At 60.3% G+C, this 22,526-nt stretch carries 16 protein-coding genes and 2 CRISPR repeat arrays (1 of these 18 only partly in view); of the genes, 12 read left to right on the top strand and 4 right to left on the bottom strand.

Annotation, left to right across the window (positions count from 1 at the left end):
* Nucleotides 1–297: 297 nt before the first annotated feature.
* On the top strand, nt 298–708 hold the full coding sequence (locus M1P90_RS13355; RefSeq protein WP_483703149.1) for a DUF2721 domain-containing protein: 411 nt from the start codon (nt 298–300) through the stop codon (nt 706–708).
* Nucleotides 709–813: 105 nt separating this feature from the next.
* Here the strand turns inward: M1P90_RS13355 and M1P90_RS13350 are convergent, their stop codons facing one another.
* The 3 genes from M1P90_RS13350 to M1P90_RS13340 form a co-directional block, all read right to left on the bottom strand.
* A complete protein-coding gene (locus tag M1P90_RS13350; protein ID WP_483703148.1) occupies nt 814–2,307 on the bottom strand; it encodes a protein O-mannosyl-transferase family in 1,494 nt (497 codons plus the stop codon).
* Nucleotides 2,308–2,311: 4 nt separating this feature from the next.
* Nucleotides 2,312–3,427, bottom strand: coding sequence for a methyltransferase domain-containing protein (locus M1P90_RS13345; protein WP_483703147.1), 1,116 nt, complete (start codon nt 3,425–3,427; stop codon nt 2,312–2,314).
* A gap of 963 nt (nt 3,428–4,390) precedes the next feature.
* Nucleotides 4,391–5,287 carry a PQLLE family protein gene (locus M1P90_RS13340; RefSeq protein ID WP_483703146.1) on the bottom strand — a complete coding sequence of 299 codons (897 nt, stop codon included), beginning with the start codon at nt 5,285–5,287 and terminating at the stop codon, nt 4,391–4,393.
* A gap of 420 nt (nt 5,288–5,707) precedes the next feature.
* On the opposite strand from M1P90_RS13340, the gene M1P90_RS13335 reads away from it, so the two are divergent.
* From M1P90_RS13335 to cas3, 5 genes are all read left to right on the top strand, one after another.
* Nucleotides 5,708–6,679 carry a helix-turn-helix transcriptional regulator gene (locus M1P90_RS13335; RefSeq protein WP_483703145.1) on the top strand — a complete coding sequence of 324 codons (972 nt, stop codon included), beginning with the start codon at nt 5,708–5,710 and terminating at the stop codon, nt 6,677–6,679.
* An 88-nt stretch (nt 6,680–6,767) separates the two neighbouring features.
* Nucleotides 6,768–8,276 (top strand): type I-B CRISPR-associated protein Cas8b1/Cst1, encoded by a 1,509-nt coding sequence (gene cas8a1, locus M1P90_RS13330; protein WP_483703144.1) that lies wholly within the window; start codon nt 6,768–6,770, stop codon nt 8,274–8,276.
* 26 nt (nt 8,277–8,302) lie between these two features.
* Complete coding sequence (cas7i, locus tag M1P90_RS13325) at nt 8,303–9,373, top strand: type I-B CRISPR-associated protein Cas7/Cst2/DevR (protein ID WP_483703143.1); 1,071 nt, start codon at nt 8,303–8,305, stop codon at nt 9,371–9,373.
* Nucleotides 9,374–9,382: 9 nt separating this feature from the next.
* Nucleotides 9,383–10,105, top strand: a complete 723-nt coding sequence (gene cas5 / locus M1P90_RS13320) for a CRISPR-associated protein Cas5 (protein ID WP_483703142.1) — start codon at nt 9,383–9,385, stop codon at nt 10,103–10,105.
* Complete coding sequence (gene cas3, locus M1P90_RS13315) at nt 10,102–12,519, top strand: CRISPR-associated helicase Cas3' (protein ID WP_483703141.1); 2,418 nt, start codon at nt 10,102–10,104, stop codon at nt 12,517–12,519. Before cas5 ends, cas3 begins: the two co-directional genes overlap by 4 nt.
* Before the next feature lie 351 nt (nt 12,520–12,870).
* Here cas3 and M1P90_RS13310 read toward each other — a convergent pair whose 3' ends face one another.
* Nucleotides 12,871–13,356, bottom strand: coding sequence for a hypothetical protein (locus M1P90_RS13310; RefSeq protein ID WP_483703140.1), 486 nt, complete (start codon nt 13,354–13,356; stop codon nt 12,871–12,873).
* 240 nt (nt 13,357–13,596) lie between these two features.
* On the opposite strand from M1P90_RS13310, the gene M1P90_RS13305 reads away from it, so the two are divergent.
* From M1P90_RS13305 to M1P90_RS13280, 6 genes are all read left to right on the top strand, one after another.
* Nucleotides 13,597–14,094, top strand: coding sequence for a hypothetical protein (locus tag M1P90_RS13305; RefSeq protein WP_483703139.1), 498 nt, complete (start codon nt 13,597–13,599; stop codon nt 14,092–14,094).
* Nucleotides 14,091–15,125, top strand: a complete 1,035-nt coding sequence (cas6, locus tag M1P90_RS13300) for a CRISPR system precrRNA processing endoribonuclease RAMP protein Cas6 (RefSeq protein ID WP_483703138.1) — start codon at nt 14,091–14,093, stop codon at nt 15,123–15,125. Before M1P90_RS13305 ends, cas6 begins: the two co-directional genes overlap by 4 nt.
* Nucleotides 15,126–15,273: 148 nt before the next feature.
* On the top strand, nt 15,274–16,290 hold the full coding sequence (gene cas1 / locus M1P90_RS13295) for a CRISPR-associated endonuclease Cas1 (RefSeq protein ID WP_483703137.1): 1,017 nt from the start codon (nt 15,274–15,276) through the stop codon (nt 16,288–16,290).
* Between the two features lie 271 nt (nt 16,291–16,561).
* A complete protein-coding gene (cas2, locus tag M1P90_RS13290) occupies nt 16,562–16,819 on the top strand; it encodes a CRISPR-associated endonuclease Cas2 (RefSeq protein ID WP_483703136.1) in 258 nt (85 codons plus the stop codon).
* Complete coding sequence (gene cas4, locus M1P90_RS13285) at nt 16,812–17,423, top strand: CRISPR-associated protein Cas4 (RefSeq protein ID WP_483703135.1); 612 nt, start codon at nt 16,812–16,814, stop codon at nt 17,421–17,423. Before cas2 ends, cas4 begins: the two co-directional genes overlap by 8 nt.
* A 291-nt stretch (nt 17,424–17,714) precedes the next feature.
* Nucleotides 17,715–21,077: a CRISPR direct-repeat array (repeat unit 36 nt; unit sequence GTTCACATCCATTCGGCTCGCAGAGAGCTCTGAAAC).
* 96 nt (nt 21,078–21,173) lie between these two features.
* Nucleotides 21,174–22,388: an IS701 family transposase gene (locus tag M1P90_RS13280; protein WP_483696970.1), complete on the top strand. Its 1,215-nt coding sequence runs from the start codon at nt 21,174–21,176 to the stop codon at nt 22,386–22,388.
* 53 nt (nt 22,389–22,441) lie between these two features.
* A CRISPR array of direct repeats spans nt 22,442–22,526; the repeat unit is 36 nt; unit sequence GTTCACATCCATTCGGCTCGCAGAGAGCTCTGAAAC; it runs 5,412 nt beyond the window's last position.

Raw genomic sequence — 22,526 nt, 5'->3', positions numbered from 1 at the left:
CTCTCGTCCGCGTCCATCCGCGTCCATCCGCGTCCCATTTCAAGGCAGAAAACGCGAATCTCTCGTCCGTGCTCGTCGGCGTGCATCCGTGTCCCATTTGAGTGGATTGGACGCAGACACACGCGGAAACCGCGGATTAGGGGAACAGAAATCTCTCGTCCGCGTCCATCCGCGTCCATCCGCGTCCCATTACCAAGCAGAAAACGCGAATCTCTCGTCCGCGTCCATCCGCGTCCATCCGCGTCCCATCTCAAGTTATCTGAACGGACGTCCAGCTAAGCGTCTGGGGAAAGAAGAATGGAACTCACGCTCACCACGCCGGCGCTGCTGTTTCCGGCGATTTCGCTGCTGCTGCTGGCCTATACCAATCGCTTTTTGTCGCTGGCGGCGCTGATGCGCGACCTGTATGCGCGCTATCGCTCCGAGCCCGATCCACGCGTGCGCGGGCAGATCAACAACCTGCGCTACCGCATCGGCATCATCCGCACCATGCAGACCTGCGGCGTCGCCAGCTTTTTTGGCTGCGTGCTGAGCATGTTTATGCTGTTCGCTGGCCTGCCCGAGGTGGGGAAATGGGTGTTTGGCGGCAGCCTGCTGCTGTTGCTGGCCTCGCTGGCGCTGTCGCTGCGCGAGATTCAAGTCTCGATCGAGGCGCTGGAATTGCAGGTGGCCGACCTCGACACATACGACGCGCCGGTTGCACCGTAGGGGAATATAACCACGAAGTCACGAAGGCACGAAAATTCGGAAGTTTTCTAAAAACCTTCGTGTCTTTGTGTCTTCGTGGTGATCGTTCTCCATTCCTCAGACATACTAGCGCCGCAGTTCGTACAGGTTGGCGTATGAATCGGCCCGTCGCAACTCGACCATCAGGCCATCCACATCGGCTGGCGCGCCCAGAAAGAAGACCGCCCGCCCAGGATAGCGCCGCGCCGCCCGCGTGCCCCAGGCGTCGTCGCCCGGCTCGACCACATCGATCCACAGATCGGGACGCTGGCGCTCGGCCAGCACAAGGTACTGGAGCGTCATGCCCTGCTCCCAGTGCGCCAGCAGCACTGCGTTGGGCGGCAGCTGCGCCAGCGTGGCCGTGCCGAACTCGCGAAACACCCACTGCCCGCGCTTGCTGGAAAACGGCACGCGCGTGTAGCCCCAGCCCAGCGCCGCCAGCACGAGCAGCGCCGCCAGCGCATGTCCGGCCAGTTGCGCCCGCGCCCTCGCCCAGCCGATCAGCGCGGCGCTGCCGGCGGCCACCCATAGCGCGCCGGGCAGCAGCATCGGCAAGCTGAACACCGGCGCGTCCTGCACCGCCGGGCCGAGCAGCAGCAGGTAGCCAAGCGTCGCCAGCCAGACCCAGGCAGCGCCCAGCCAGGCCGCGCGCGCGCGACGCGCCAGCACAGCCACGCCCAGCAGACTCAGCGCCGTGCCAAGCGGCCCCCACTCGAACCACCAGCGCGCCGCCAGCATGCCCAGCACTGCCACGGCTGCACCCGGCGTGGGTAAGCGGAACAGCCCGCCGCTCAGCCCACCGCCTGCCAGCAAGCGCAGCGCCGCGCCCCACGATTCCGGCGCGCCCCAGAAATAGTGGCGCGGCAGGCCGTAATCCTGCCCGTCGAACGGCCCGAAACGCGCATACTGCACGAGCGGAAACAGGTAGGGCAGCAGCCCGACCGCCCAGCAGAGCGCGAGCCACGCCAGCTCCGCAGCGGCAGCACGTGTGTTAGTGGGGCGTGTGTTGGGATGAACAAATGCCCACAGCACAGCGGCCGCCAGCAGTGGCATGCCCGCCAGCACAAACAAGGCGTGCTGCGTGCAGCCCAGCCCGCCGACAAGCGCGGCCACACGCAGCCTGCGCCAGCCTGGTGGCGCGCCCGCTTCACCCGGAACCAGCAGCGCCATCAGGGTTGCCAGCAGGCCAGCCATGAGCGCATAGACCTCGGCAATGGTGGCGGCGTTCCACAGGCCGGGGGCGCAGCCCAGCGCCAGCGCGCCCAGCGCGGCCGCGACTGTGCTGCCGAGCGCGCGCCGCGCTGCCCCAAACAGCGCCGCCACCGCCAGCGCCGCGCCCAGCGCCGACACCAGAGTCACGCGCCAGGCCAGGCCGCCCCAGGGCACGAGCAGCGTGGCAAGCTTGCCGAGCAGAATATAGAGTGGGTAGGTGGTGGGGTGCGGCACGCCCAGCAGCGGCGCGGCCATCTGAAACTCGGCCGAGTCGCCGGCGAGCACGCTGGGCGCGGCGGTGCGCACATACACCGCCAGAAACAGGCCGAACAGCAGTGCGGCGGGCCATGCGCGGCGGACACGCTCCATTGCGCTACCCCGCGCTGCGCTCGAACAGCACCACCCGCGGCGTCATGCCGCCGGTGCGCACGCGCAATACCTCGCGCACAATCCACTGGTCGCTGAACTCGCCGGCAGCCTGTTCGAGCAGGCGCACCTCGTGGGTGAGCAAGGCCAGGCGCGCGCCGGGCCGCGCCACGCGGGCGGCCTCGGCCAGCACGCGCGGATACAGCGCGATATTCTGGCGGTGCGTGCCAACCAGCTGGCCAAACGGCAGGTCGCCAACGATCACGTCGACGCTCGCGTCGGGAAGCGGGAGCGTGCCGGCATCCCACCCTTCCAGCTGCACCTCGGGCGCAAAGCCGGCGGCTTCGAGGTTCTGCTGTGCACAGGCCAGCGCGGCCGGTTCGGTATCGCAGCCGATTGCGCGCCGCGCGCGGCTGAGCGCCAGCCACTCGATCAGGAGCGTGGCCGAGCCACAGGCCACGTTCAGCAGGGTATCGCCCGCGCGCGGCGCGGTGAGCACAGCCATAGCGTGTGCGAGCGAGGCGTTCATTGCGCCGGGGAAGTTGCACACGCGCCAGGCGCGCGTCGCCAGCGGGCGCGGCGTCAGGCGCACCAGCACCTCCCAGCCCGGCCCGTCGGCAGCGCGCCGCACGCGCACCAGCAGGTCGCCCTCGTCGGCGGCGACGGCCAGCCCGAAGCGGGTGGCGAGATGCTCTTTGAAGCGCGTATAGACCGCCGAGTCGTCGCCAGCGGCGCTGAGCCGCAGGGTGCGAAAGGCATCCGGCCCGGCCAGACCGAGCGCGGCCTCGGCCAGCGCGCACACCTCGCCAAACTGCTGGTTGCCAAGCAGCGCCTTGGGGCGCGGGATGTCGAGCTGCTGCACGAGGTAAACGGCCACCACGCTGCGGAGTTCGAGCAGCGCGCGCAGCTCGCCCGCGTAGCCGAAGCGCAGCGCGCCGGGGCGGCCCGCGCCCAGCCGCACGCGCGAACCAAAACGCGCATCCAGCTCGTCCTCGGCAAACTCCTCCAGCCCTTCCAGCACGTCGGCCTCGAGCTCGTAGCGCGGCGCGGGCGGCGCAGCTGGCTGGCTTGGGCGGGGCGTGGGGCGGGAGTTGCGCGGCGGGCGCTGGGCTTGGCGTGGCACGGTGGTTCCTTCCTTCTCAAAGCGGCCTATTGTAGCACAGTGGGGCGCTGGCTTTGCGAGGGTTGCGCGCCCTCATGTCTGGGCGGACCTGTGTGTCCGCCCCGCGCTTGTTGCGAGGGCTACGCGCCCTCGCGCTTCCATGATGTTCGCATCCTGAGTAGGCCCGCAGGGCCGTATCGAAGGGTGCGAGAGCTAGGCATCCTTTTGGTTTGTACCTTGTTGCGAGGGCTACGCGCCCTCGCGCTCCGCGCCAGGAGACCGCCGCCGGTCTCCTGGACCTCTCCGCTGGGGCGTTGCCCCAGACCCCAAAAAGAGCGTGGCCGGCGTGCGGAACGCTCGTGGTCATGCCTCCGTTGTGGATGAAGGCAAGGCATCGAACGAGGTAGCTTTGCATCACTTTTAAGCACGATACACTGGCTCTGCTTTCATTGCGTGCAGCCAGCGGCAAGCATAACGGAGGCATGACAGACAAACCTTCAATCTTGTGACCACCTAAAATTTGGGGTTCGGGGCAACGCCCCGACGCGGGGTGCTGGGGCGGCGCGAGCCCCAGCGGCCGTGCGGCCTGAGCAAACAGCGCTTGGGCTGGTACTGCGGCCGTGCGGCTCAAGCAAACGGCCGTGCGGCCTGAGCAAACAGCGCTTGGGCTAGTACTGCCTATCTAAAAGTCGCCAGCAGGCGAGCATAACGGAGGCATGACACATAAACCCTCAATCTTGTGACCACCTAAAATTTGGGGTTCGGGGCAACGCCCCGACGCGGGGTGCTGGGGCGGCGTGAGCCCCAGCGGCCTTGCGGCCTGAGCAAACAGCGCTTGAGCTGGTACTGCGGCCTTGCGGCCTGAGCAAACAGCGCTTGGGCTGGTACTGCGGCCGTGCGGCTCAAGCAAATGGCCCTGTGGCCCGAGCAAAACAAAAGGCCCGCGAGCGTGGCGAGCCTCGTGACCATATCGTGGATGTGGAGTTAGCCTTGCGCCAGCACCACCAGCTGATCGGGCTGCGCCGGCAGATCGGCCAGCGCAATACGCGACATAGTCATGAAGCCGCTCATCCAGCTATCGAGTGCGCGGAAGGCGCGGTCGCGCGCGCGGGTGCTTTCCAGCGCGGCGGTGCGGGCCTGGCTGCGCTGCACCATCGCGGCGGCCACGGCGGCCACCTGCGCCTGCACCGCTTCGAGCTGCGCCTGGCCGACGCCATACTCAGCCATGTGCGTCATGAAGGCTGCGTCGGCCAGGAGGTTGGCGTAGAATAGCTGCGCCTGCACCAGCCAGCCCGACTGCGTGCGCTTGCGGGCGTTGAGATCGAGCGATGTTTGCGCGCTGGCATTGCCCTTGAACGCCAGCCGCGCCGTGACGACATGGCGCAGGTAGAAGGCGTGCGCCTGCTCGCGGTTGGTGTCGCGGGTGGCGGCGGCGGCGCGCTGTGCGCCTTCGAGGGCGCGGGCTTGCTGGTAGAGGGTGTGGGCAGTTCGGCGGAGGGTTTGGCCCTGCACCATACGGCTGTGGTCGTAGCCAAAGGCAGCCATGCGCGCCTGCATGTCGGGGCTGGTCAGCACGGCTTCGATCAGCGTGTTCGCGGCCACCAGCCGCTTGTCCATACGATCTTGCTGGCGGTATTGTTCGGTCAGCCGTTGTGTCTTTTTGCCCTGCGTGGTGCTTCCATTGACCTGCGTCGTCGTTCCATCAGCCTGCGCGGTGCTTCCATTGACCTGCGTCGTCGTTCCATCAGCCTGCGCGGAGCTTCCATTGACCTGCGTCGTCGTCCCATCGCCCTGCGTCGTCGTTCCATTGGCCTGCGTCGTCGTTCCATTCGCCTGCGTCGTCGTTCCATTGGCCTGCGTCGTCGTTCCATTGGTCGGCATTGGCAGATTGTCCTTTGTGAGTGCCGAAGCTGTTTGGCTGGCGCACAATTGCGACCAGCATACATACGCATGTATGTCGTTTGCACCGTGACAGTTAGGCGCAGGATACCCCGAGGTGTGCGCCGCTACGATTCTGTATCGGATGTGCAACTGTTTATCGAAGTGGCTTCCCAAAAAGGCTAGCAGGGCCGTTTAGTAGGTGATACAGCAAATCTGCCAGAATCAGGAAGCGAGAAGCGCCGAAGGGTGTATTGCTCTATGACCAGACCAGGAAGCGCCGAAGGGTGCATTGCTATACGCCCAGATCAGGAAACAGCCAAGCCAATACGTCTACGCCAATCGACGAATCAGTTACTGCAGCAGGAACTTGCAGTCGCTGCAAGGCTGGCAATGCCTGCGCAGCATATCAAGGAGCTATCAATGTCACTTCGGCTTGAGCGAATGATTGCCATGGACGCCACGATTCGTGGTGGCGGTTTCCCTTCGGTGCAGATTTTTATCGAGCGTTTTGAGGTTAGCGAGCGCACGGTGCGCGGTGATCTTGCGTTTATGCGCGAGCGGCTGAATGCACCGCTGGAATATGATCGCAGGCGCGGCGGTTACCACTATACCGATCCCACCTGGGCGCTGCCGACAATGTTCGCCACGGAAGGTGAATTATTGGCGTTCTTCCTGAGTGTCGAGCTGACACGGCGCTACCTTGGAACTGCATTCGAGGCACCGTTGCGGAAAATGGTCAACCTGCTTGTAGACCGCCTGCCAGATGAACTTCAGATTGACTTGAGCGCGCTTACACAGCATTACACATTTCAGTCGGGCGCGACGATAGGAACCGATGCGACACTCCTGATGACGCTTTTTGAGTGCGTGCGGGAGTGCTGGCCGATCGATATAACCTATTTCACCGCAAGCAGCGGCGAACGCAAGCAGCGTGTACTTGAGCCATACCATCTCTTCAATGTACGTGGCGACTGGCAGGTGGTCGCGTTCGACCATCGGCGGCAGGGAGTTCGGCAGTTCGCGGTCAGTCGGATCGAAACCTGGACTGTTCTACGCGCAAAGCGATTTGTACGCGATCCGGGCTTTTCAGTTGTGGAATACTTAAGCACCGGCTTTCTTGCCGAGCGTGGCGACCAAGCAGTTGAGATCGAGATCTGGTTTGACGATTATCAGGCGCGTTATATACGTGGACGTGAGTTTCACCCATCGCAGCAGATCGAAGAACACGACGATGGTTCGCTCACAATGCGTTTGTGGAGCGGCGCAATGGACGAGGTACGGCGCTGGGTGATGTCGTTTGGCGATCATGCCGAAGTGCTTGAGCCAGCCAGCTTGCGTGCCGAGGTTGCTGCCGAGGCCAACGCGATGACGCGGCGCTATAGCCCACAATAGAAACTGCTCGAAAACTCGCGCGAGACTGCAACTATATTGCAGGGTGAGGTGATAGAGTGGGCACTATCAAGTATTCAGGGAGCGAACGATGCTGAAATATACAGGACATCCATTTGTTGATGTAGGAATTGCCGCGATTGCAGATTACTGTGACAAGCAGCCCGGTGAAATCAACGAAGCCAATTTTCTGCGAGTAGCCGACTATATCGAGCAGAACTATGTTCGCGCGCCGCTGCGCGGCCACCTGACGATGGCATTTACGTCCAACGCCTGGTTTATTCAGGATGCCTTCAACCCCGATAAACCCGAGCTTTCAGCTGAGAAGCGCGCCGAGCGGCGGGCGACGCGTGATCGCTGGGCGTCGCACCATGTACGCCAATGGCAAGATCAGGCCACGAGTGGCGAAATATGTGTCTTCACTGGCTTGCCAGCCGCGCCGCGTGAGCTTTCGGGCAAGCTCGCGCCTGGCCGTTTAGGCCGCAACCAGATGCCTTTGCTGCAAGGTGATGATGCGATCAATTTCTTTACTGGCGGCGATCCAGGTTTGCCAGTGTCGCCACAGGCGCTGTTGGCGCTGCAATTTATGCCAATGGGCTGCGCAAAATGTGGCGTAGGCTTGCTGGCTGTGCATTCCGATAGTGAGGAACTGACCCTGGCGTTTGCCAGAATTTTCTTCCGGCAGAATACTGAAGCTGTAATGCTGGCCCAGGCTGCTGGCGAAGATAAACTGCCGAGCGCACAGCGTTCGCTTAAAACCTTGCTGATCGAGACGCTGAGCGACATTGAACGACAACGCCTTCAAACCGAACGCCGCAGCGGACGATCTGCGTCGATTACTGCCTACAACTTTAATAATGGCAAATCGCCACAGCTAGTGATCTATCACCTGCCGCTGCAAATCTCGAACTTCCTGCGAATCGTGCTGACTGCGCCCTACAGCGACGCATGGCAGCAGATCGTTCAGCGAGGATGGCAGCGCGAGCAGGTGAAGATCGACAAGAAAGGAAACATTACCGAACGTATTGCGCCGAGGCATAACTATGTCTATGAAGATCTATTTACACTGCCGCAAAACGCTGCTCGCTTTATTCGGCGCTATTTCCTGCGCATACCGCAGCGTAGCCGGTTTGTTGATGATCCGCGGAGCACATACTCACCTGCACATGAGCAGCACCTTATTTCATGGCCCCTGGTGGAACTATTTCTAAAGGAGGTAATGACAATGGAAGCCGATCGTATTGAACATATTCGGGCGCTGGGCGATAAGCTCGCCGATTACACGCGAAATCAAGGCGGGCGGCGCTTTTTCCGTGCTTTCTTCACCGAGCAGAACACTGCAAACTTCTTCTCGCTTCTAACGAAAACCAACATCAACTATGTGAAGTTTACAAAGGGGCGAGATACACTTTTTGATCTTGATAACTATATCGATGTTTTTATGGAAGGCGACGATCTGATGCGGCCAGACTGGCGTTTGGCGCGTGATTTGGTTCTTATTCGGATGGTCGAACAGCTCAAGGATTGGATCGCTAACAATCCCGATGCTTTACCAGAAGAAGATACCGCTCAATCTGAGCAGATTACATCTAATGCCTGACACTTTTAGTATGAAGGAGCATCCTCATGGCTTTCGTGACTGGTTTGGTTTTAGTCGATGCACCTGCTTCGGCGCTGAATAATCTTGGCTCAATTCCTGGTGAACGCGAAGATAATACGGTTGGCGTCAAGGTCATCAGGGCGAAAGATGGAATCTACCCGTATGTTTCGGCACAGGCATTTCGTTACTGGCTGCGCGAAACACTCAATGCTCGGGTGGCTGGCTGGAAGGCAGCGCCAATCTATCGTGAAGAAAAAGTCGCATATACTGACGCTAACCCCTTGTTGTATTGGGATGATGATCTCTTTGGCTATATGCGCGCGCCATCGAAAAAAGAAACTGCTAAAGCCGCCCGCGCGGCAGATGCGTCGCGCATAGGCGAAACCGAAACAACTGATACGATTACCCGCGCCGCTCCTTTTCGTGTGAGTACGCTCGTGTCAATCGCTCCAGTGACACCAACAAGTGATTTTGGCACGATGTCGCGCCACGAAGGTAACCCGGTGCCACATGAGCACCAATTCTATCGCGCAACGCTCAAAGGGCTGTTCTCGCTCGATCTGCATGCTTGTGGCACCTTTTCCTATCGCAATAAAACCGGCTTCCGCAACCTCGACAGTGTGCGCGAGGCACTTGCCAAAGATGTTGAGGGTATTGAGCACCGGGAAGTCGAAAAAGCGTATCGTTTGCCAGCTGCGCAGCGCGTCGAGCGCATCAAGGCACTTTTCGAGGGCATGGCACAGATCGAGGGCGGCGCAAAACAAACCCTGCATTACACCGACGTAAGCCCGGCACTCGTGCTCTTAGCTGTAACCAAGGGCGGCAACCACATTTTCCACCATGCGATTGGTGCAAATGCAAAGGGGCAGCCGGTAGTAAAGCTGAAAGCCTTGCAGGAGGCGCTCGATGTCTACGCCGATACGATTGTGTCGCCGATCTATGTTGGCTGGGCGCAGGGCTACCTCGACGAAGAACGTGCCGCAATGGAAGCCTTTGCGCCCGAATATTCAAGCCGGGCGATCACTATTACGCATCCGCGCACAGCTTTTCAATCGCTCATCACTGCATTCGACGAGCATCCCGAGTGGCTGGATTAGGAGGGCGCTATGCGCGTACTCAAGATTGTGCTGGAAGGGACGATGACATCGTTTCGCTACCCGCACTTTATGCTGAGCATCCAGCCCACTTTTCCGCTGCCGCCGCCGGCCACCATCTACGGCCATATTTGCAGCGCGCTCGGTGAGTGGATCGAGCCGCAAGGGGTGGCATTTGCCTACCATTTTACGGCAACCGGTGAAGGCGAGGATCTGGAACATATCCATGTGCTCTCGGTTGCAACCGGCAAGCTGCCTGGCACGCGTCTGCCAAAGGTGCTGGAAGGCAATGTCAACCCGTTCACCCGCCATGTGCTGCTGCACCCACGGCTGGTACTGTATCTCAATCGGCCCGAGTGGCTGGAGGCGTTTCGCGCACCGCGCTACCCGGTGGTGTTAGGCCGCTCACAGGATCTGGCCTGCTATACCAGCATTGAGGTGATCGATCTGGAACGCCGCAGCAACGTGTATTTTGAGCATACACTACTGCCCTACCAGATGGCAACCCAAACATCGGTTGGCGTTGTGTCGCTGATGCCCCGCTGGCTCGACTACTGGAACAATCGCCAGCCAACATTCGACCGCTATGTGCTGCTGCAACAACGTGTATCGAGCGAACGACTCGTACTTTATGAACACTCAGCAGCCGAATATTGGGCCGACCCAAGCGTCCCGCAGATCAAGGGTGCAGCGCTGGGCTTGTGTTTCCATTCATTTGTGGGAGAAGCACCATGAACTTGCCCGCAGCATGGCCTACGTGGATGGAGGATACCAAGGCCAAAAGCGAAAAATATGGTGGCGAATCATTGGCGCAGCACACTTGGGACGTGCTGGCGAAGCTGGCCGAACTGCGTCAGCTTCGCCCCGGCCTTGCGCAGGAGATGGGCGTTCCACGATTATGGCATTGTTTGTTCTGGGCGTGCTTGCTGCATGATTTCGGCAAGGCCGCGCGCGGTTTTCAAGCGCGGCTTGCTGGTGGCCCACCATGGAATCAGCGGCATGAGGTGCTGTCGCTGGCCTTTCTCGATTGGATCGCAACCGGGTTGAGTTCAGAAGAACAAACGTGGGTGCTTGCTGCAATCGTATCGCATCACCGCGACGCTGATTATATTGGCAGAACCTATGACGATGTAACGCCCGACCCGCTAGTACCTCTGCTTGCCGAGCTTGATCTGAGAACAACCGCGCAGTTGTGGCTTTGGGTTAGCGAATGCGCGGAAGGGTGGCGTGATGCGCTTGGTTTTTCTGCTGATGAAGTTGAGCTTATTACCTTGCCGCCGCAGGAACGAGCGATTGTGCAGGTATGCAACGAAGGCGTTCAACGAGTTCGGCGCTGGCTATATTGCTACACCGATTGGATTGCCGACCTGCATAGTGGCATTGCGCACGATGCGCTGCTTGGTATGGTGCTGCGTGGACTGACAACTAGTGCTGATCATATGGCTTCAGCGCATCTTAATGTTATGCCTGCACCAGTTCAGGAGTCCTGGCAGGCGCTGGCCAAACGTATTCTTAGCATCATCCGGCAGAGCAACCCACACGCTGAACTCTACCAACATCAACGTGCAAGTGCGGCAGCTACCGGGTGTTCAGTCCTGCTGATCGCGCCAACCGGCAGCGCAAAAACCGAATCGGCGCTGTTCTGGTCGCTGGGAGATGGTGCTGTACCGTTGGCCCGCCTTTTCTACGCACTGCCCTACCAGGCCAGCATGAATGCTATGTATGACCGGCTATGCGATGCGGTTCGTGGATTTGGCTACGAAGCGGTAGGCATTCAGCATGGGCGTGCGCTTCAGGCCATGTATGCGCGGCTCCAAAATAGTGAACGTGGGTTGTCTAGTGCGGCGAACGCAGCACGTTGGGAGCGAAATATTAACACGCTCAATGCGCGCCCGATCAAAGTGTTCAGCCCCTACCAGATGCTAAAAGCGTTATTTCAGATTCGCGGTTTCGAGGCTATGATCACCGACTATGCTGGAGCAGCGTTCATCTTCGATGAAATCCATGCATATGAACCTGGTCGGCTGGCTTTGATACTCATTTTTGTTCGGTATCTTCGAGAACAATTTGGCGCGCGCTTTTTTGTAATGTCTGCCACGTTCCCTTCCCTGATCCGCCAAGAACTCCAACAGGCGCTTGGCGATTGCATCACTATCCGAGCCGACGATGCCACCTTTAAGAAATTCACACGTCATCGTCTACAGCTGATTGATGGGGAGCTTCTTGAGCATCTGGATCGGGTCGTGGCTGATTTTCGCGCTGGAAAGCAGGTGCTGGTATGTGTGAATACTGTGCAACGTGCGCAAGATGTTGAACGGCAGCTCCAGCAACTTGGGGTGGCTGAAGCCAATATTGTGCTGATACACAGCCGCTTTATCACCCGAGATCGCACCCGGCTTGAAGAAGAAGTGCGCAAGCGTAGCGAGCTTGGAAGCAATGATGCAGAGCCTTTTATCTTGGTAGCAACCCAAGTTGTTGAAGTAAGTTTGAATATCGACCTCGACATGATTTACAGCGATCCGGCCCCACTGGAAGCATTGTTGCAGCGTTTTGGGCGCGTTAATCGGGCTTGCAAAAAGGGCATTTGCCCAGTGTATGTATTCCGTGCCCCTACCGATGGTCAAGGTGTGTATGGGCGCAGCAAGAACAAAGATGAATCGGGCCATATTGTACGTGTAACGCTTGCTGAACTTGAACAGCACAACGGTCAGATTATTGATGAGTCGGCAATCAACGATTGGCTTGATCGCATCTACAGCGACACACAGCTGGAAGCTAGCTGGCTGGATGAATACCGACGTATTTCTGCGCAAGCCGAATACTATATTCGCTCACTGTTGCCGTTCAATAGCAACGAGCAAAAAGAAGATACTTTTGAGCAGATGTTTGATGGTGTGGATGTTCTGCCATTGTGTTTTGAGCGCGAGTATCTTGAGCTTATCGCTGCTCATAAATATATTGAAGCAAGCCAATTCTTTGTCAGTATTAGTAAGCAGCGTTATGCTCGGTTGGCCCGTGAGGGAAAGGTTCGGCCAGTAGAAGATCCCGAAGGGTATTTGAAGGGCAAGCGCTGGGTTGTCAATGTGTCCTATGATGCGAAAAACGGCTTGCAGCTCGACGGGCCAGGTGCCGATCCCGATTGGAGCTAAATACCTTTCACCACTGCGCAATTCCGCGGTTATGCAACGACAACGATGGTTCATCGGTGCAAGGGCATTGTGGCCAATGATGGCGATGGCGGCGGGTGGGGTGGGGCGATGTGGCGATGGGGCGGTGGGGCGATGGGTCGATGTGGCGGTGGGGCGGTGGGGCGATGGGGCGATGTAGGGGCGCAGCAGCCCGTAATGCATCGACATTCGGAACGTGTTCTGGCTGCTGCGCCCCCACAATGCCGGTGGGATGCCACGATGTCGGTGGGATGCCACGATGTCGGTGGGATGTCACGATGTCGGTGGGATGCCACGATGTCGATGGATGGTTCATTGTTTGGTGCAATGTGGTTATGATGGAGGCACGCCATGCCATATGATCCCAACACGCACCACCGCCGGTCGATCCGCCTGCGGGGATATGATTACAGCCAGGCAGGCGTGTATTTCGTGACGATCTGCACGCACGGCCGCGCGCGGATATTCGACGACGCGGCGTTGCGGCAGATCGCCGAGGAGCAATGGCAGGCGTTGAACAGCGCCGGGTTGCGCGGCGCATCCGCCGGGCGCGTGCATGCCGATGCGTGGGTGGTGATGCCCGACCATGTGCATGGCATCATTGTGATTGGCGATGACGTCGGTGATGATGGTGCGGGTGATGATGGTGCGGGTGATGATGGTGCGGGTGATGATGGTGCGGGTGATGATGGTGCGGGTGATGATGGTGCGGGTGATGATGGTGCGGGTGATGATGGTGCGGGTGATGATGGTGCGGGTGATGATGGCGTGGGCGATGGGGATGATGTAGGGGCGCAGCAGCCGGTAATGCATCGGCATTCGGAACGCCTTCTGGCTGCTGCGCCCCTACGACGCCCATCCCACGATGCGGCGCGTGACACGTCGCCACGTCCATCCCACGATGCGGCGCGGGATATGCCGCCACGTCCATCCCACGATGCCGCGCGGGATATGCCGCCACGTCCATCCCACGATGCCGCGCGGGATATGCCGCCACGTCCATCCCACGATGCGGCGCGTGACACGTCGCCACGTCCATCCCACGATGCGGCGCGGGATATGCCGCCACGTCCATCCCACGATGCCGCGCGGGATATGCCGCCACGTCCATCCCACGATGCCGCGCGGGATATGCCGCCACGCCCATCCCACGATGCGGCGCGTGACACGTCGCCACGTCCATCCCACGACGCGGCGCGTGACACGCCGCCACGTCCATCCCACGATGCCGCGCGGGATATGCCGCCACGTTCGTCACATGACACGGCGCGGGATACGCCGCCACCCAATGCCGGCGAACGGGTGTTTGCCGACAATGTGACGCCGGGGTCGCTGGGCGCGATCGTGCGTTCATATAAATCTGCGGTGGCCCGGCGCGTCAACCGGCGGCGGCGCACGCCGGGCGCGCCGGTGTGGCAGCGCGGCTACTACGAACGCATTGTGCGCGATGAACGGGAGCTCCACGCCGTGCGCCGCTACATCGCCGAAAATCCGCAGCGCCACGCAGCCCGCCTCGATGCGCTGCTGCGGCGCATGCAACGAAAGGGAAACGGATGACCCTGAGCACGCATCATCTCCAGTTTACGGCAACTGCCGCCACGCCGCTGGAGCTCGACGACCAGGCCGGCTCGTCGGTGCGCGGCGCGATTGTTGGCGGGCTGTGGGGCAAGTTCTGCGCGAACAAGGCTGCGCCGACATGTGCCGAGTGCCCATTCAGCATGCCCGGCCCGAGCGGCCTGCCGCTGTGCCCGGTGGCCGAGCTGGTTGCACCCATGCGCGCTGATGGCGAGACAGGCGGCGAGCAGCGCCCGCGCCCGTATGTGGTGCGGCCACCGCTTGGCCCACGGCGTGGCTATGCGCCGGGCGACACGCTTACGTTTGGCGTGGGGCTGGTTGGCGCGGCGGCCCGGCTGTTCCCGTATGTGTTTATGGCCGCGCAGGATATCGAGCAGAGCGGCCTGGGCCGCCGCCTGGCAAGCAATGGCGGCCGGCGCGGCGCGCTCCAGATCCAGGCGATCGCCGCCGTGAACCCGCTGACGGGTGCAGCGCAGCCCTTGTACCAGCGCGAGCGCCCGCAGGTGCAAACGCCCGGCCTGCCAATCGAGGCGGCCGATGTTGCTGCGGCGGCGGCGGCGCTGCCCGACGATCGCATCACCCTGCGCCTGCGCACGCCCCTGCGGCTGACCGAGAAACGCGATGGTGTGACGCGGCTGGTGCATCGTTTCGACGCGCGGCCGTTTTTTGCGCGGCTGGCCTGGCGGCTCGACGAGCTGGCGCAGGTGTATGGTGGTGGCGCTGCGATCAGCCCGTACCAGGAGCTGCCAGCCCTGGCCGAGCAGGTGCGTGTGGCGGAAGATCGCACGCGCTGGGTGGATGTGGTGAGCTATTCTTCGCGCACGCGCGGGCGCACGCCGATTGGCGGGCTCGTGGGCGATGTGACGCTGGCGGGCGAGCTGGGGCCACTGCGCGAGCTGCTGGTATGGGGCTCGCTGATCCATGTGGGCAAGAACGCGGTGAAGGGCGACGGCTGGTACAGCATTGTTGGGGATGTCGGTGAGGGCATGCAGGAAAGGATGGAGCGTATTTGACGCCCGGCAATGCGGGTATCAGCGCGCGGCGTTCGCATGACCGCAGGTTTGCCACGTGATCGGCCCTGCCAACTGGCACCTTAACAAATTTTCTTTTCCCTTTCGGCTCGCGCGAGAGCATGGCATTGTTGTGTAGCGGAGGTACGTAATGCACCTGATTGTTGAAGAGCGCGGCGTGTTTGTTTCCAAGCACCAGGGCCGGCTGCGCGTGGAGAAGGACAAGCAGCGGCTGGCGGAGGTGCCGATTATGCACCTGGAGCAAGTGCTGATTTGCAGCAATGGCGTGGGCCTGAGCAGCGATGTGGTGCGCGCCTGCGCCGAGGAAGGCATTCCGATCCACTTCCTGAACGGCTCGAATGGCGACGATTATGGCACGCTGTTCGCGAGTGGGCTGACCGGCATGGCGCTGACCAAGCGCGCCCAGCTGCGCGCTTATGAAGATGAGCGCGGCCTGCTGCTGGCGCGGGCTTTTGTGAATGGCAAGATCCAGAGCCAGGCGAATATGCTGCGCTACGCCGCCAAATACCGCAAAGACGCCGACCCCGCGCTCTATGCCGCGCTGACGCTGGCCGCCACCGAGGTGCTTGATCCCCTGCCGGCGATTGGCCGGCTCGCGGGCGTGATGGACGAGGCGAACCGGGCGGCGCTGATGGGCGGCGAGGGGCGCGCAGCGGCGCGCTACTGGCAGGCGGTGGCGTTGATCATTCCGGGCGAGCTGGCCTGGCCGGGGCGCGAAACACAGGGCGCGCGCGATCCATTCAATTCGGCGCTGAACTATGGCTATGGCGTGCTGCGCTCGCAGGTGCGGCAGGCGCTGCTGCTGGCCGGGCTGGAGCCAAACGCTGGCTTTTTGCATGCCGACCGCCCTGGCAAGCCCAGCCTGACCCTTGACCTGATTGAGGAGTTTCGGCAGGCGGCAGTTGACCGCACGCTGATCGGGCAGGTCAATCGCGGCTTTGCGGTTGGGCAGGATGAGAGCGGCCGGCTGGATGGCCCAACGCGCAAACGGATCGTCGAGAAGGTGATTGAGCGCATGGAATCGACCGAGCCGTACGAGGGCAAGCGCCAGCCACTGCGCCATATATTGCAGCTTCAGGCGCGGCATATTGCCACGTTTGTGCGAGGCGAGCGCGCTGAGTATACGCCGTTTGTGATGGGCTGGTGAGCGGGCGACGGCGGGGGCAGTCGGCAGTGGGCAGTCGGCAGTGGGCAGTCGGCAGTGGGCAGTCGGCAGTGGGCAGTCGGCAGTGGGCAGTCGGCAGTGGGCAGTCGGCAGTGGGCAGTCGGCAGTGGGCAGTTGGCAGTGGGCAGTCGGCAGTAACGTTCAAACCTGAAACATGCTAACTCTAACCCGCAACTATCAACTTAAAATCTTTGCGTTCTCTGCGCCCTTTGCGGTTAAATCCTGCCGTCTGTGGCCATAGGAAGAGGAAGCCATGCAAACTCTGGTGATCTACGACATCCCGAATGATCGGGCGCGGCAGAAGGTTGCCGATGCCTGCCTGGATTATGGCTTGCAGCGCCTGCAATACAGTGCCTTCTGCGGCGACCTGAGCCGCACCCACCAGCGCGCGCTGTTCACCGAGATCAAGAAGCGACTGGGGCGCAATTCGGGCAATATCCAGCTGTTTCCGCTCGACGAGCGCGCCTGGGGCGGGCGGCGCGCAATTGCGCAGGAGGGCCGGGATGAGTGAGCAGGCCAGCGAGCTGCTGTTCGAAGTGACCGACCTGAAGCAGTGGACCTACTGCCCGCGTGTGCTGTACTATCGCTACTGCCTGCCAGAGATCCGGCCCGTCACCGATTTAATCGCGGCGGGCATTCGCAGCCACGCCGACGAGGCCGGCCGCGAAGAGCGGCGCTCGCTGCGGACGTATGGGCTATCTGCCGGCGAGCGCGCCTTTGATGTGGGATTGCGCTCAGGCGCGCTTGGCCTGCGCGGGCGGCTCGACCTGGCGATTGCCGTGCCGGCGCGCGCTGCGCCAGGGGCCGAAGCGATGGTAGTGGAGTACAAAGACAGCGAGAAAGCTGCCGGCCCGCATTTCAAGCTCCAGCTGGCGGCCTATGCGCTGCTGCTGGAAGAAGCGTGGGAGCTGCCAGTGCGGCGCGGCTACATCTACAGCATCCCGCTGCGCCAAACCGAGGTGATTGCTATAACGCCAGCATTGCGCAGCAAGGTTCGCAGCACGGTGGAAGCAATGCGCGCAGCGATTGCGGGCGAGCGCATGCCAGATGCGCCGGCCAGCCGGCGACCGTGCGTAAGCTGCGAATTTCGGCGTTTTTGCAACGACGTGGTGTGATCGGGCGAAAAACGGCTGCCTTGCGCGGCGCGTTCGCAAACCGCCGCGTGGGGCGGCCAGGGAGGACGTACTGGGAAAAGGTGTCGGAGTTTTCGAACAGATTTCACGCAGCAGCGTGGCGAAACGGCTGCCTCGCAACTTAACAGCGATCTGGCGCAAAAAGTAAGTTGCGAAGCAGCCGCCGAAATGATAGGATGGAGCGGCATGAACAAACGCACAGAACGGCTCAGAAGAAGCGAAAAGGAACTCGGGCGATCTATGGACAGGAAAAAGCATCACCTGGCTGCCTCGGTTCACATCCATTCGGCTCGCAGAGAGCTCTGAAACTACTTGCTGCACTTGATACACGTATCGCCGTCATGGTTCACATCCATTCGGCTCGCAGAGAGCTCTGAAACAGGCGATTGTTCGGAGCCTGGCCAGCCTAATCGGCGTTCACATCCATTCGGCTCGCAGAGAGCTCTGAAACTTCCAGCGGTGGCGCGGGCGAGTCTCGAGCGCGAGTTCACATCCATTCGGCTCGCAGAGAGCTCTGAAACCGGCATGAACCTGGTGCTCTACGGCGTGCATGCGCGGTTCACATCCATTCGGCTCGCAGAGAGCTCTGAAACACGACTTCCCAATGCACATCGGCACTGGAGCTGCTGGGTTCACATCCATTCGGCTCGCAGAGAGCTCTGAAACGTGTTAGCGTACGACGCTGCGACCAGTGAAGCGGCGTTCACATCCATTCGGCTCGCAGAGAGCTCTGAAACTCACCGCATCGGCATGGGGGATCGTGGATTCAATAGTTCACATCCATTCGGCTCGCAGAGAGCTCTGAAACCGCCGATCGTGATGCGGAAGTCTTTCTGCACTATAGTTCACATCCATTCGGCTCGCAGAGAGCTCTGAAACATTGAGGGTCTCCTCATCGACATTGCGACCTACGGTTCACATCCATTCGGCTCGCAGAGAGCTCTGAAACTAGTCAGCAATGGTTGGCGTATGTACTGATCGCTAGGTTCACATCCATTCGGCTCGCAGAGAGCTCTGAAACGACCGATCCGACCGCCACCTACACGTACTATAGGTTCACATCCATTCGGCTCGCAGAGAGCTCTGAAACTCATGCAAGGCAAGGGCAGCTTTGACCAGAGCGACGTTCACATCCATTCGGCTCGCAGAGAGCTCTGAAACTACCCTGGAGGCGGTGGGGGCGACGGTGCGCTCGGTTCACATCCATTCGGCTCGCAGAGAGCTCTGAAACTTGCCTTGCCCTGCTGTGCGTTGCGCACGTCGCGGGTTCACATCCATTCGGCTCGCAGAGAGCTCTGAAACCCGCCGCGCCCGCAGGTCTGGTGCACTCGTGGACGTTCACATCCATTCGGCTCGCAGAGAGCTCTGAAACGTGCATTCCGCGCCAGCGTGCGCAGGGCTGGGCGGGTTCACATCCATTCGGCTCGCAGAGAGCTCTGAAACGCGTACAGTTTGCCATCCTGCTTGCTGAGCCAGATGTTCACATCCATTCGGCTCGCAGAGAGCTCTGAAACAGGATTGGGCAGGCAGGCCACGCGCGGCGAACAAGTTCACATCCATTCGGCTCGCAGAGAGCTCTGAAACCGCGTATACGCGGAATAGGGCATTGGGAAGCTAAGTTCACATCCATTCGGCTCGCAGAGAGCTCTGAAACTGGACTACCTGCACGGGCGCGGCTTGACGGATAAGTTCACATCCATTCGGCTCGCAGAGAGCTCTGAAACGCTGTAATAGGTGTACGTGGCGGTTGGGTCGGTGGGGTTCACATCCATTCGGCTCGCAGAGAGCTCTGAAACCCTACGAGCGCGGGCCGGTGCGCACGGATGGGCGGGTTCACATCCATTCGGCTCGCAGAGAGCTCTGAAACTTCTGCGGTGGGCGCGACCGGCTTGCCGTGTGGTTCACATCCATTCGGCTCGCAGAGAGCTCTGAAACTAGTCCGCGCGCGAATACCTTTGAGATCTTCAAGGGGTTCACATCCATTCGGCTCGCAGAGAGCTCTGAAACTTTGATGAGTTGCGGATTTTGGCTGGATACCTACGTTCACATCCATTCGGCTCGCAGAGAGCTCTGAAACGCGTGATGACTGGCGCGCAATTCTGGCGCGTGGTGGTTCACATCCATTCGGCTCGCAGAGAGCTCTGAAACTTTAAGCCAGCGTCACGCCGCGCCGTAAAGCAGGTAGGTTCACATCCATTCGGCTCGCAGAGAGCTCTGAAACGCCACCACGCCGACACCGGGCGGGCAGCCGACCGAGTTCACATCCATTCGGCTCGCAGAGAGCTCTGAAACTGCACAATCAGTTCGTTCCCGGTGCGCTGCCAGAAGGTTCACATCCATTCGGCTCGCAGAGAGCTCTGAAACTTGCAACTGCCCACAAATCACGGTGGACAGGTTCGGTTCACATCCATTCGGCTCGCAGAGAGCTCTGAAACTGATGAAGCGCGGCGGGCAGATGCGCCAGCGCGTGGTTCACATCCATTCGGCTCGCAGAGAGCTCTGAAACACGTCCAATCGGGCGCAAGGATCGCATGCTCACAGTTCACATCCATTCGGCTCGCAGAGAGCTCTGAAACAGCACGCTATGCGGCGGCGCTGGAGCGGCTGTGTGGTTCACATCCATTCGGCTCGCAGAGAGCTCTGAAACGCGCATTGGGGCGCGTGGCGGTTGGTATCGAGCAGGTTCACATCCATTCGGCTCGCAGAGAGCTCTGAAACACGATGGCCTACTACGGCTACAACTTCACCGACGCGTTCACATCCATTCGGCTCGCAGAGAGCTCTGAAACGTGGTGGTGCGCGCCGCGAGTGCGCCGCGTGAAGCGTTCACATCCATTCGGCTCGCAGAGAGCTCTGAAACGCCAATCGGGCGGGCGCGGAACGCCAGAAAGAGAGTTCACATCCATTCGGCTCGCAGAGAGCTCTGAAACTTCACAACAAACTCAACACCCATCAGGTCATCACCGTTCACATCCATTCGGCTCGCAGAGAGCTCTGAAACGTCAAATCCTGCGCAGGCGGGGTGCTGGCGTGGCTGTTCACATCCATTCGGCTCGCAGAGAGCTCTGAAACAGCGCAGCACATAGGCAAAGATACTTTGGTGAATGGTTCACATCCATTCGGCTCGCAGAGAGCTCTGAAACTGCACGCCTTGGACTACCTGCGCGGGCGTGGCTTGGTTCACATCCATTCGGCTCGCAGAGAGCTCTGAAACGCGCAATGTCCAGCGCCGTGGCGGTGCTGACGTGGTTCACATCCATTCGGCTCGCAGAGAGCTCTGAAACAGCCAAAGGTGTGCAGGATTGCAGCAGGGCGGGGTTCACATCCATTCGGCTCGCAGAGAGCTCTGAAACGAACCTGTTGATCCATTCACGGCGGCGCTCGATAAGTTCACATCCATTCGGCTCGCAGAGAGCTCTGAAACTAATCTCTTTCTTCGCTTTATCCAGCCACGAATCGTTCACATCCATTCGGCTCGCAGAGAGCTCTGAAACCCACGCCGATAGCCAGGGCGCTGACGGCGTTGTTGGGTTCACATCCATTCGGCTCGCAGAGAGCTCTGAAACAGGTATTCGCACAGCAGTTGCCATGTGGCGTCGGGTTCACATCCATTCGGCTCGCAGAGAGCTCTGAAACTGTCTATTACTTTAATCTGGACTTTTGCAGATTTGCGGCAACAAGCTTCTGAGCATATGATCAGGCGAGCGTTGGTCTACCAGTTGGGAGGCACAGGTGCCAGCAATTGTCGCGATACCACAGGTGGTCGAGGAACTGCTGGTCCAGTTCGCCGACCTGTTTCCAAATGAGCCTTCACGCCGCCACTTTGCCGAATACCTGACCGGGCTGTTTGTAGCGGAGCACAAGACCGTGAGCGGTATCACGCGAGAGTTTGCCGCCCCACCCGACCAATCCACTCTCAATCGATGGTTGACTGAAGCGCCCTGGGATGTCCAGCGCATCAACGCGCACCGGCTCGAATGGCTTCAACAGGACGCTGCAACGCGCTATCGTCACGACGGCGTTATCGCGATCGATAACACTTTGATAGATCATGACGGCAAACTGATAGAGGATGTCGGCTATTTCTGGGACCATGCCGACAAACGCCACCTGATCGCCCACGATTACCTGTTTGCCAACTACGTCAACCCGAGTGGGAAACATTATCCGCTCGATTTCCGGCGCTTCCGCAAGCGCGAGCAGTGCGACGACGAGCGCCCGTTCAAGAATCACACCGACCTCGCTAAGGAACTGATCGATTGGGTTGTCGCTGAGGACATACCGGGCGACTTCACCTTCGACAGTTACTTCACCAACGCGCCAATTATGAACACCCTCCACGCCAAAGGTCGCAGCTACATCGGTGATTTGAAAGCCAACCGAGTGATTGTAGTCAGCGGGAAGCAGACCAGCGTGACTGAGTGGGTCAAAACGCTCACGCCGCTTGTTCGCACCAAGTTTACGGTCGGCGGTCACACGCAATGGTACTTCACCAAGTCCGTTCGTCTGCCCAATGTCAACCACCCAGTGCGTATTCTGGTGTTGTGGTCAGAAGCAGAAGCTGCGACGCCACGCAAGATCCTGATCAGCAACCGAACCCAGTGGGAAGCTCATCGCATTTTGAAGGTCTACAAAAAGCGCTGGACAGGGACGGAGACCTTTCATCGGGACGGGAAGCAGCATTTGGGCATGGGCGAGTGTCAGCTCAGGGACGGGATGGGCCAGACCAGGCACATGCACCTCGTCGTCCTGGCGTACACGGCTCTGATGCGCCAATTGAAGCATGATCGTGCCTTCGAATGGGCTCACACACGCCTGATGACCATTGGCGAGTCCTGTCGCACCATCGCTCGCGAGACCTTGGGCAAAACGCTTGCTTGGGCCATCGAACAATCGCACCAAGGCATGACTCTGTCCGATATCAAGCTCCGTTTGGCTTTACCCTGAGCTTTCGCCTATTTCTGCAAAACCTTAGTTTAATGTGACGCTGAAAGTACAGCAGTTCACATCCATTCGGCTCGCAGAGAGCTCTGAAACGCGCAGGTAGTCCAAGGCGTGCGGGGCTGCGTGAAGTTCACATCCATT

This window comes from Kouleothrix sp. 19917 (genome assembly GCF_057073505.1).
This window is presented reverse-complemented; position numbering and strand designations above follow the sequence as displayed.

Bases quoted from the DNA above. Each gene is read 5' to 3' on its own strand.
- M1P90_RS13355 (WP_483703149.1), top strand. From the start codon at position 298: ATGGAACTCACGCTCACCACGCCGGCGCTGCTGTTTCCGGCGATTTCG.
- M1P90_RS13350 (WP_483703148.1), bottom strand. From the start codon at position 2,307: ATGGAGCGTGTCCGCCGCGCATGGCCCGCCGCACTGCTGTTCGGCCTG.
- M1P90_RS13340 (WP_483703146.1), bottom strand. From the start codon at position 5,287: ATGCCGACCAATGGAACGACGACGCAGGCCAATGGAACGACGACGCAG.
- M1P90_RS13335 (WP_483703145.1), top strand. From the start codon at position 5,708: ATGTCACTTCGGCTTGAGCGAATGATTGCCATGGACGCCACGATTCGT.
- cas8a1 (WP_483703144.1), top strand. From the start codon at position 6,768: ATGCTGAAATATACAGGACATCCATTTGTTGATGTAGGAATTGCCGCG.
- cas7i (WP_483703143.1), top strand. From the start codon at position 8,303: ATGGCTTTCGTGACTGGTTTGGTTTTAGTCGATGCACCTGCTTCGGCG.
- cas5 (WP_483703142.1), top strand. From the start codon at position 9,383: ATGCGCGTACTCAAGATTGTGCTGGAAGGGACGATGACATCGTTTCGC.
- cas3 (WP_483703141.1), top strand. From the start codon at position 10,102: ATGAACTTGCCCGCAGCATGGCCTACGTGGATGGAGGATACCAAGGCC.
- M1P90_RS13310 (WP_483703140.1), bottom strand. From the start codon at position 13,356: ATGCCGATGCATTACCGGCTGCTGCGCCCCTACATCATCCCCATCGCC.
- M1P90_RS13305 (WP_483703139.1), top strand. From the start codon at position 13,597: ATGCCGCCACGTCCATCCCACGATGCCGCGCGGGATATGCCGCCACGT.
- cas6 (WP_483703138.1), top strand. From the start codon at position 14,091: ATGACCCTGAGCACGCATCATCTCCAGTTTACGGCAACTGCCGCCACG.
- cas1 (WP_483703137.1), top strand. From the start codon at position 15,274: ATGCACCTGATTGTTGAAGAGCGCGGCGTGTTTGTTTCCAAGCACCAG.
- cas2 (WP_483703136.1), top strand. From the start codon at position 16,562: ATGCAAACTCTGGTGATCTACGACATCCCGAATGATCGGGCGCGGCAG.
- cas4 (WP_483703135.1), top strand. From the start codon at position 16,812: ATGAGTGAGCAGGCCAGCGAGCTGCTGTTCGAAGTGACCGACCTGAAG.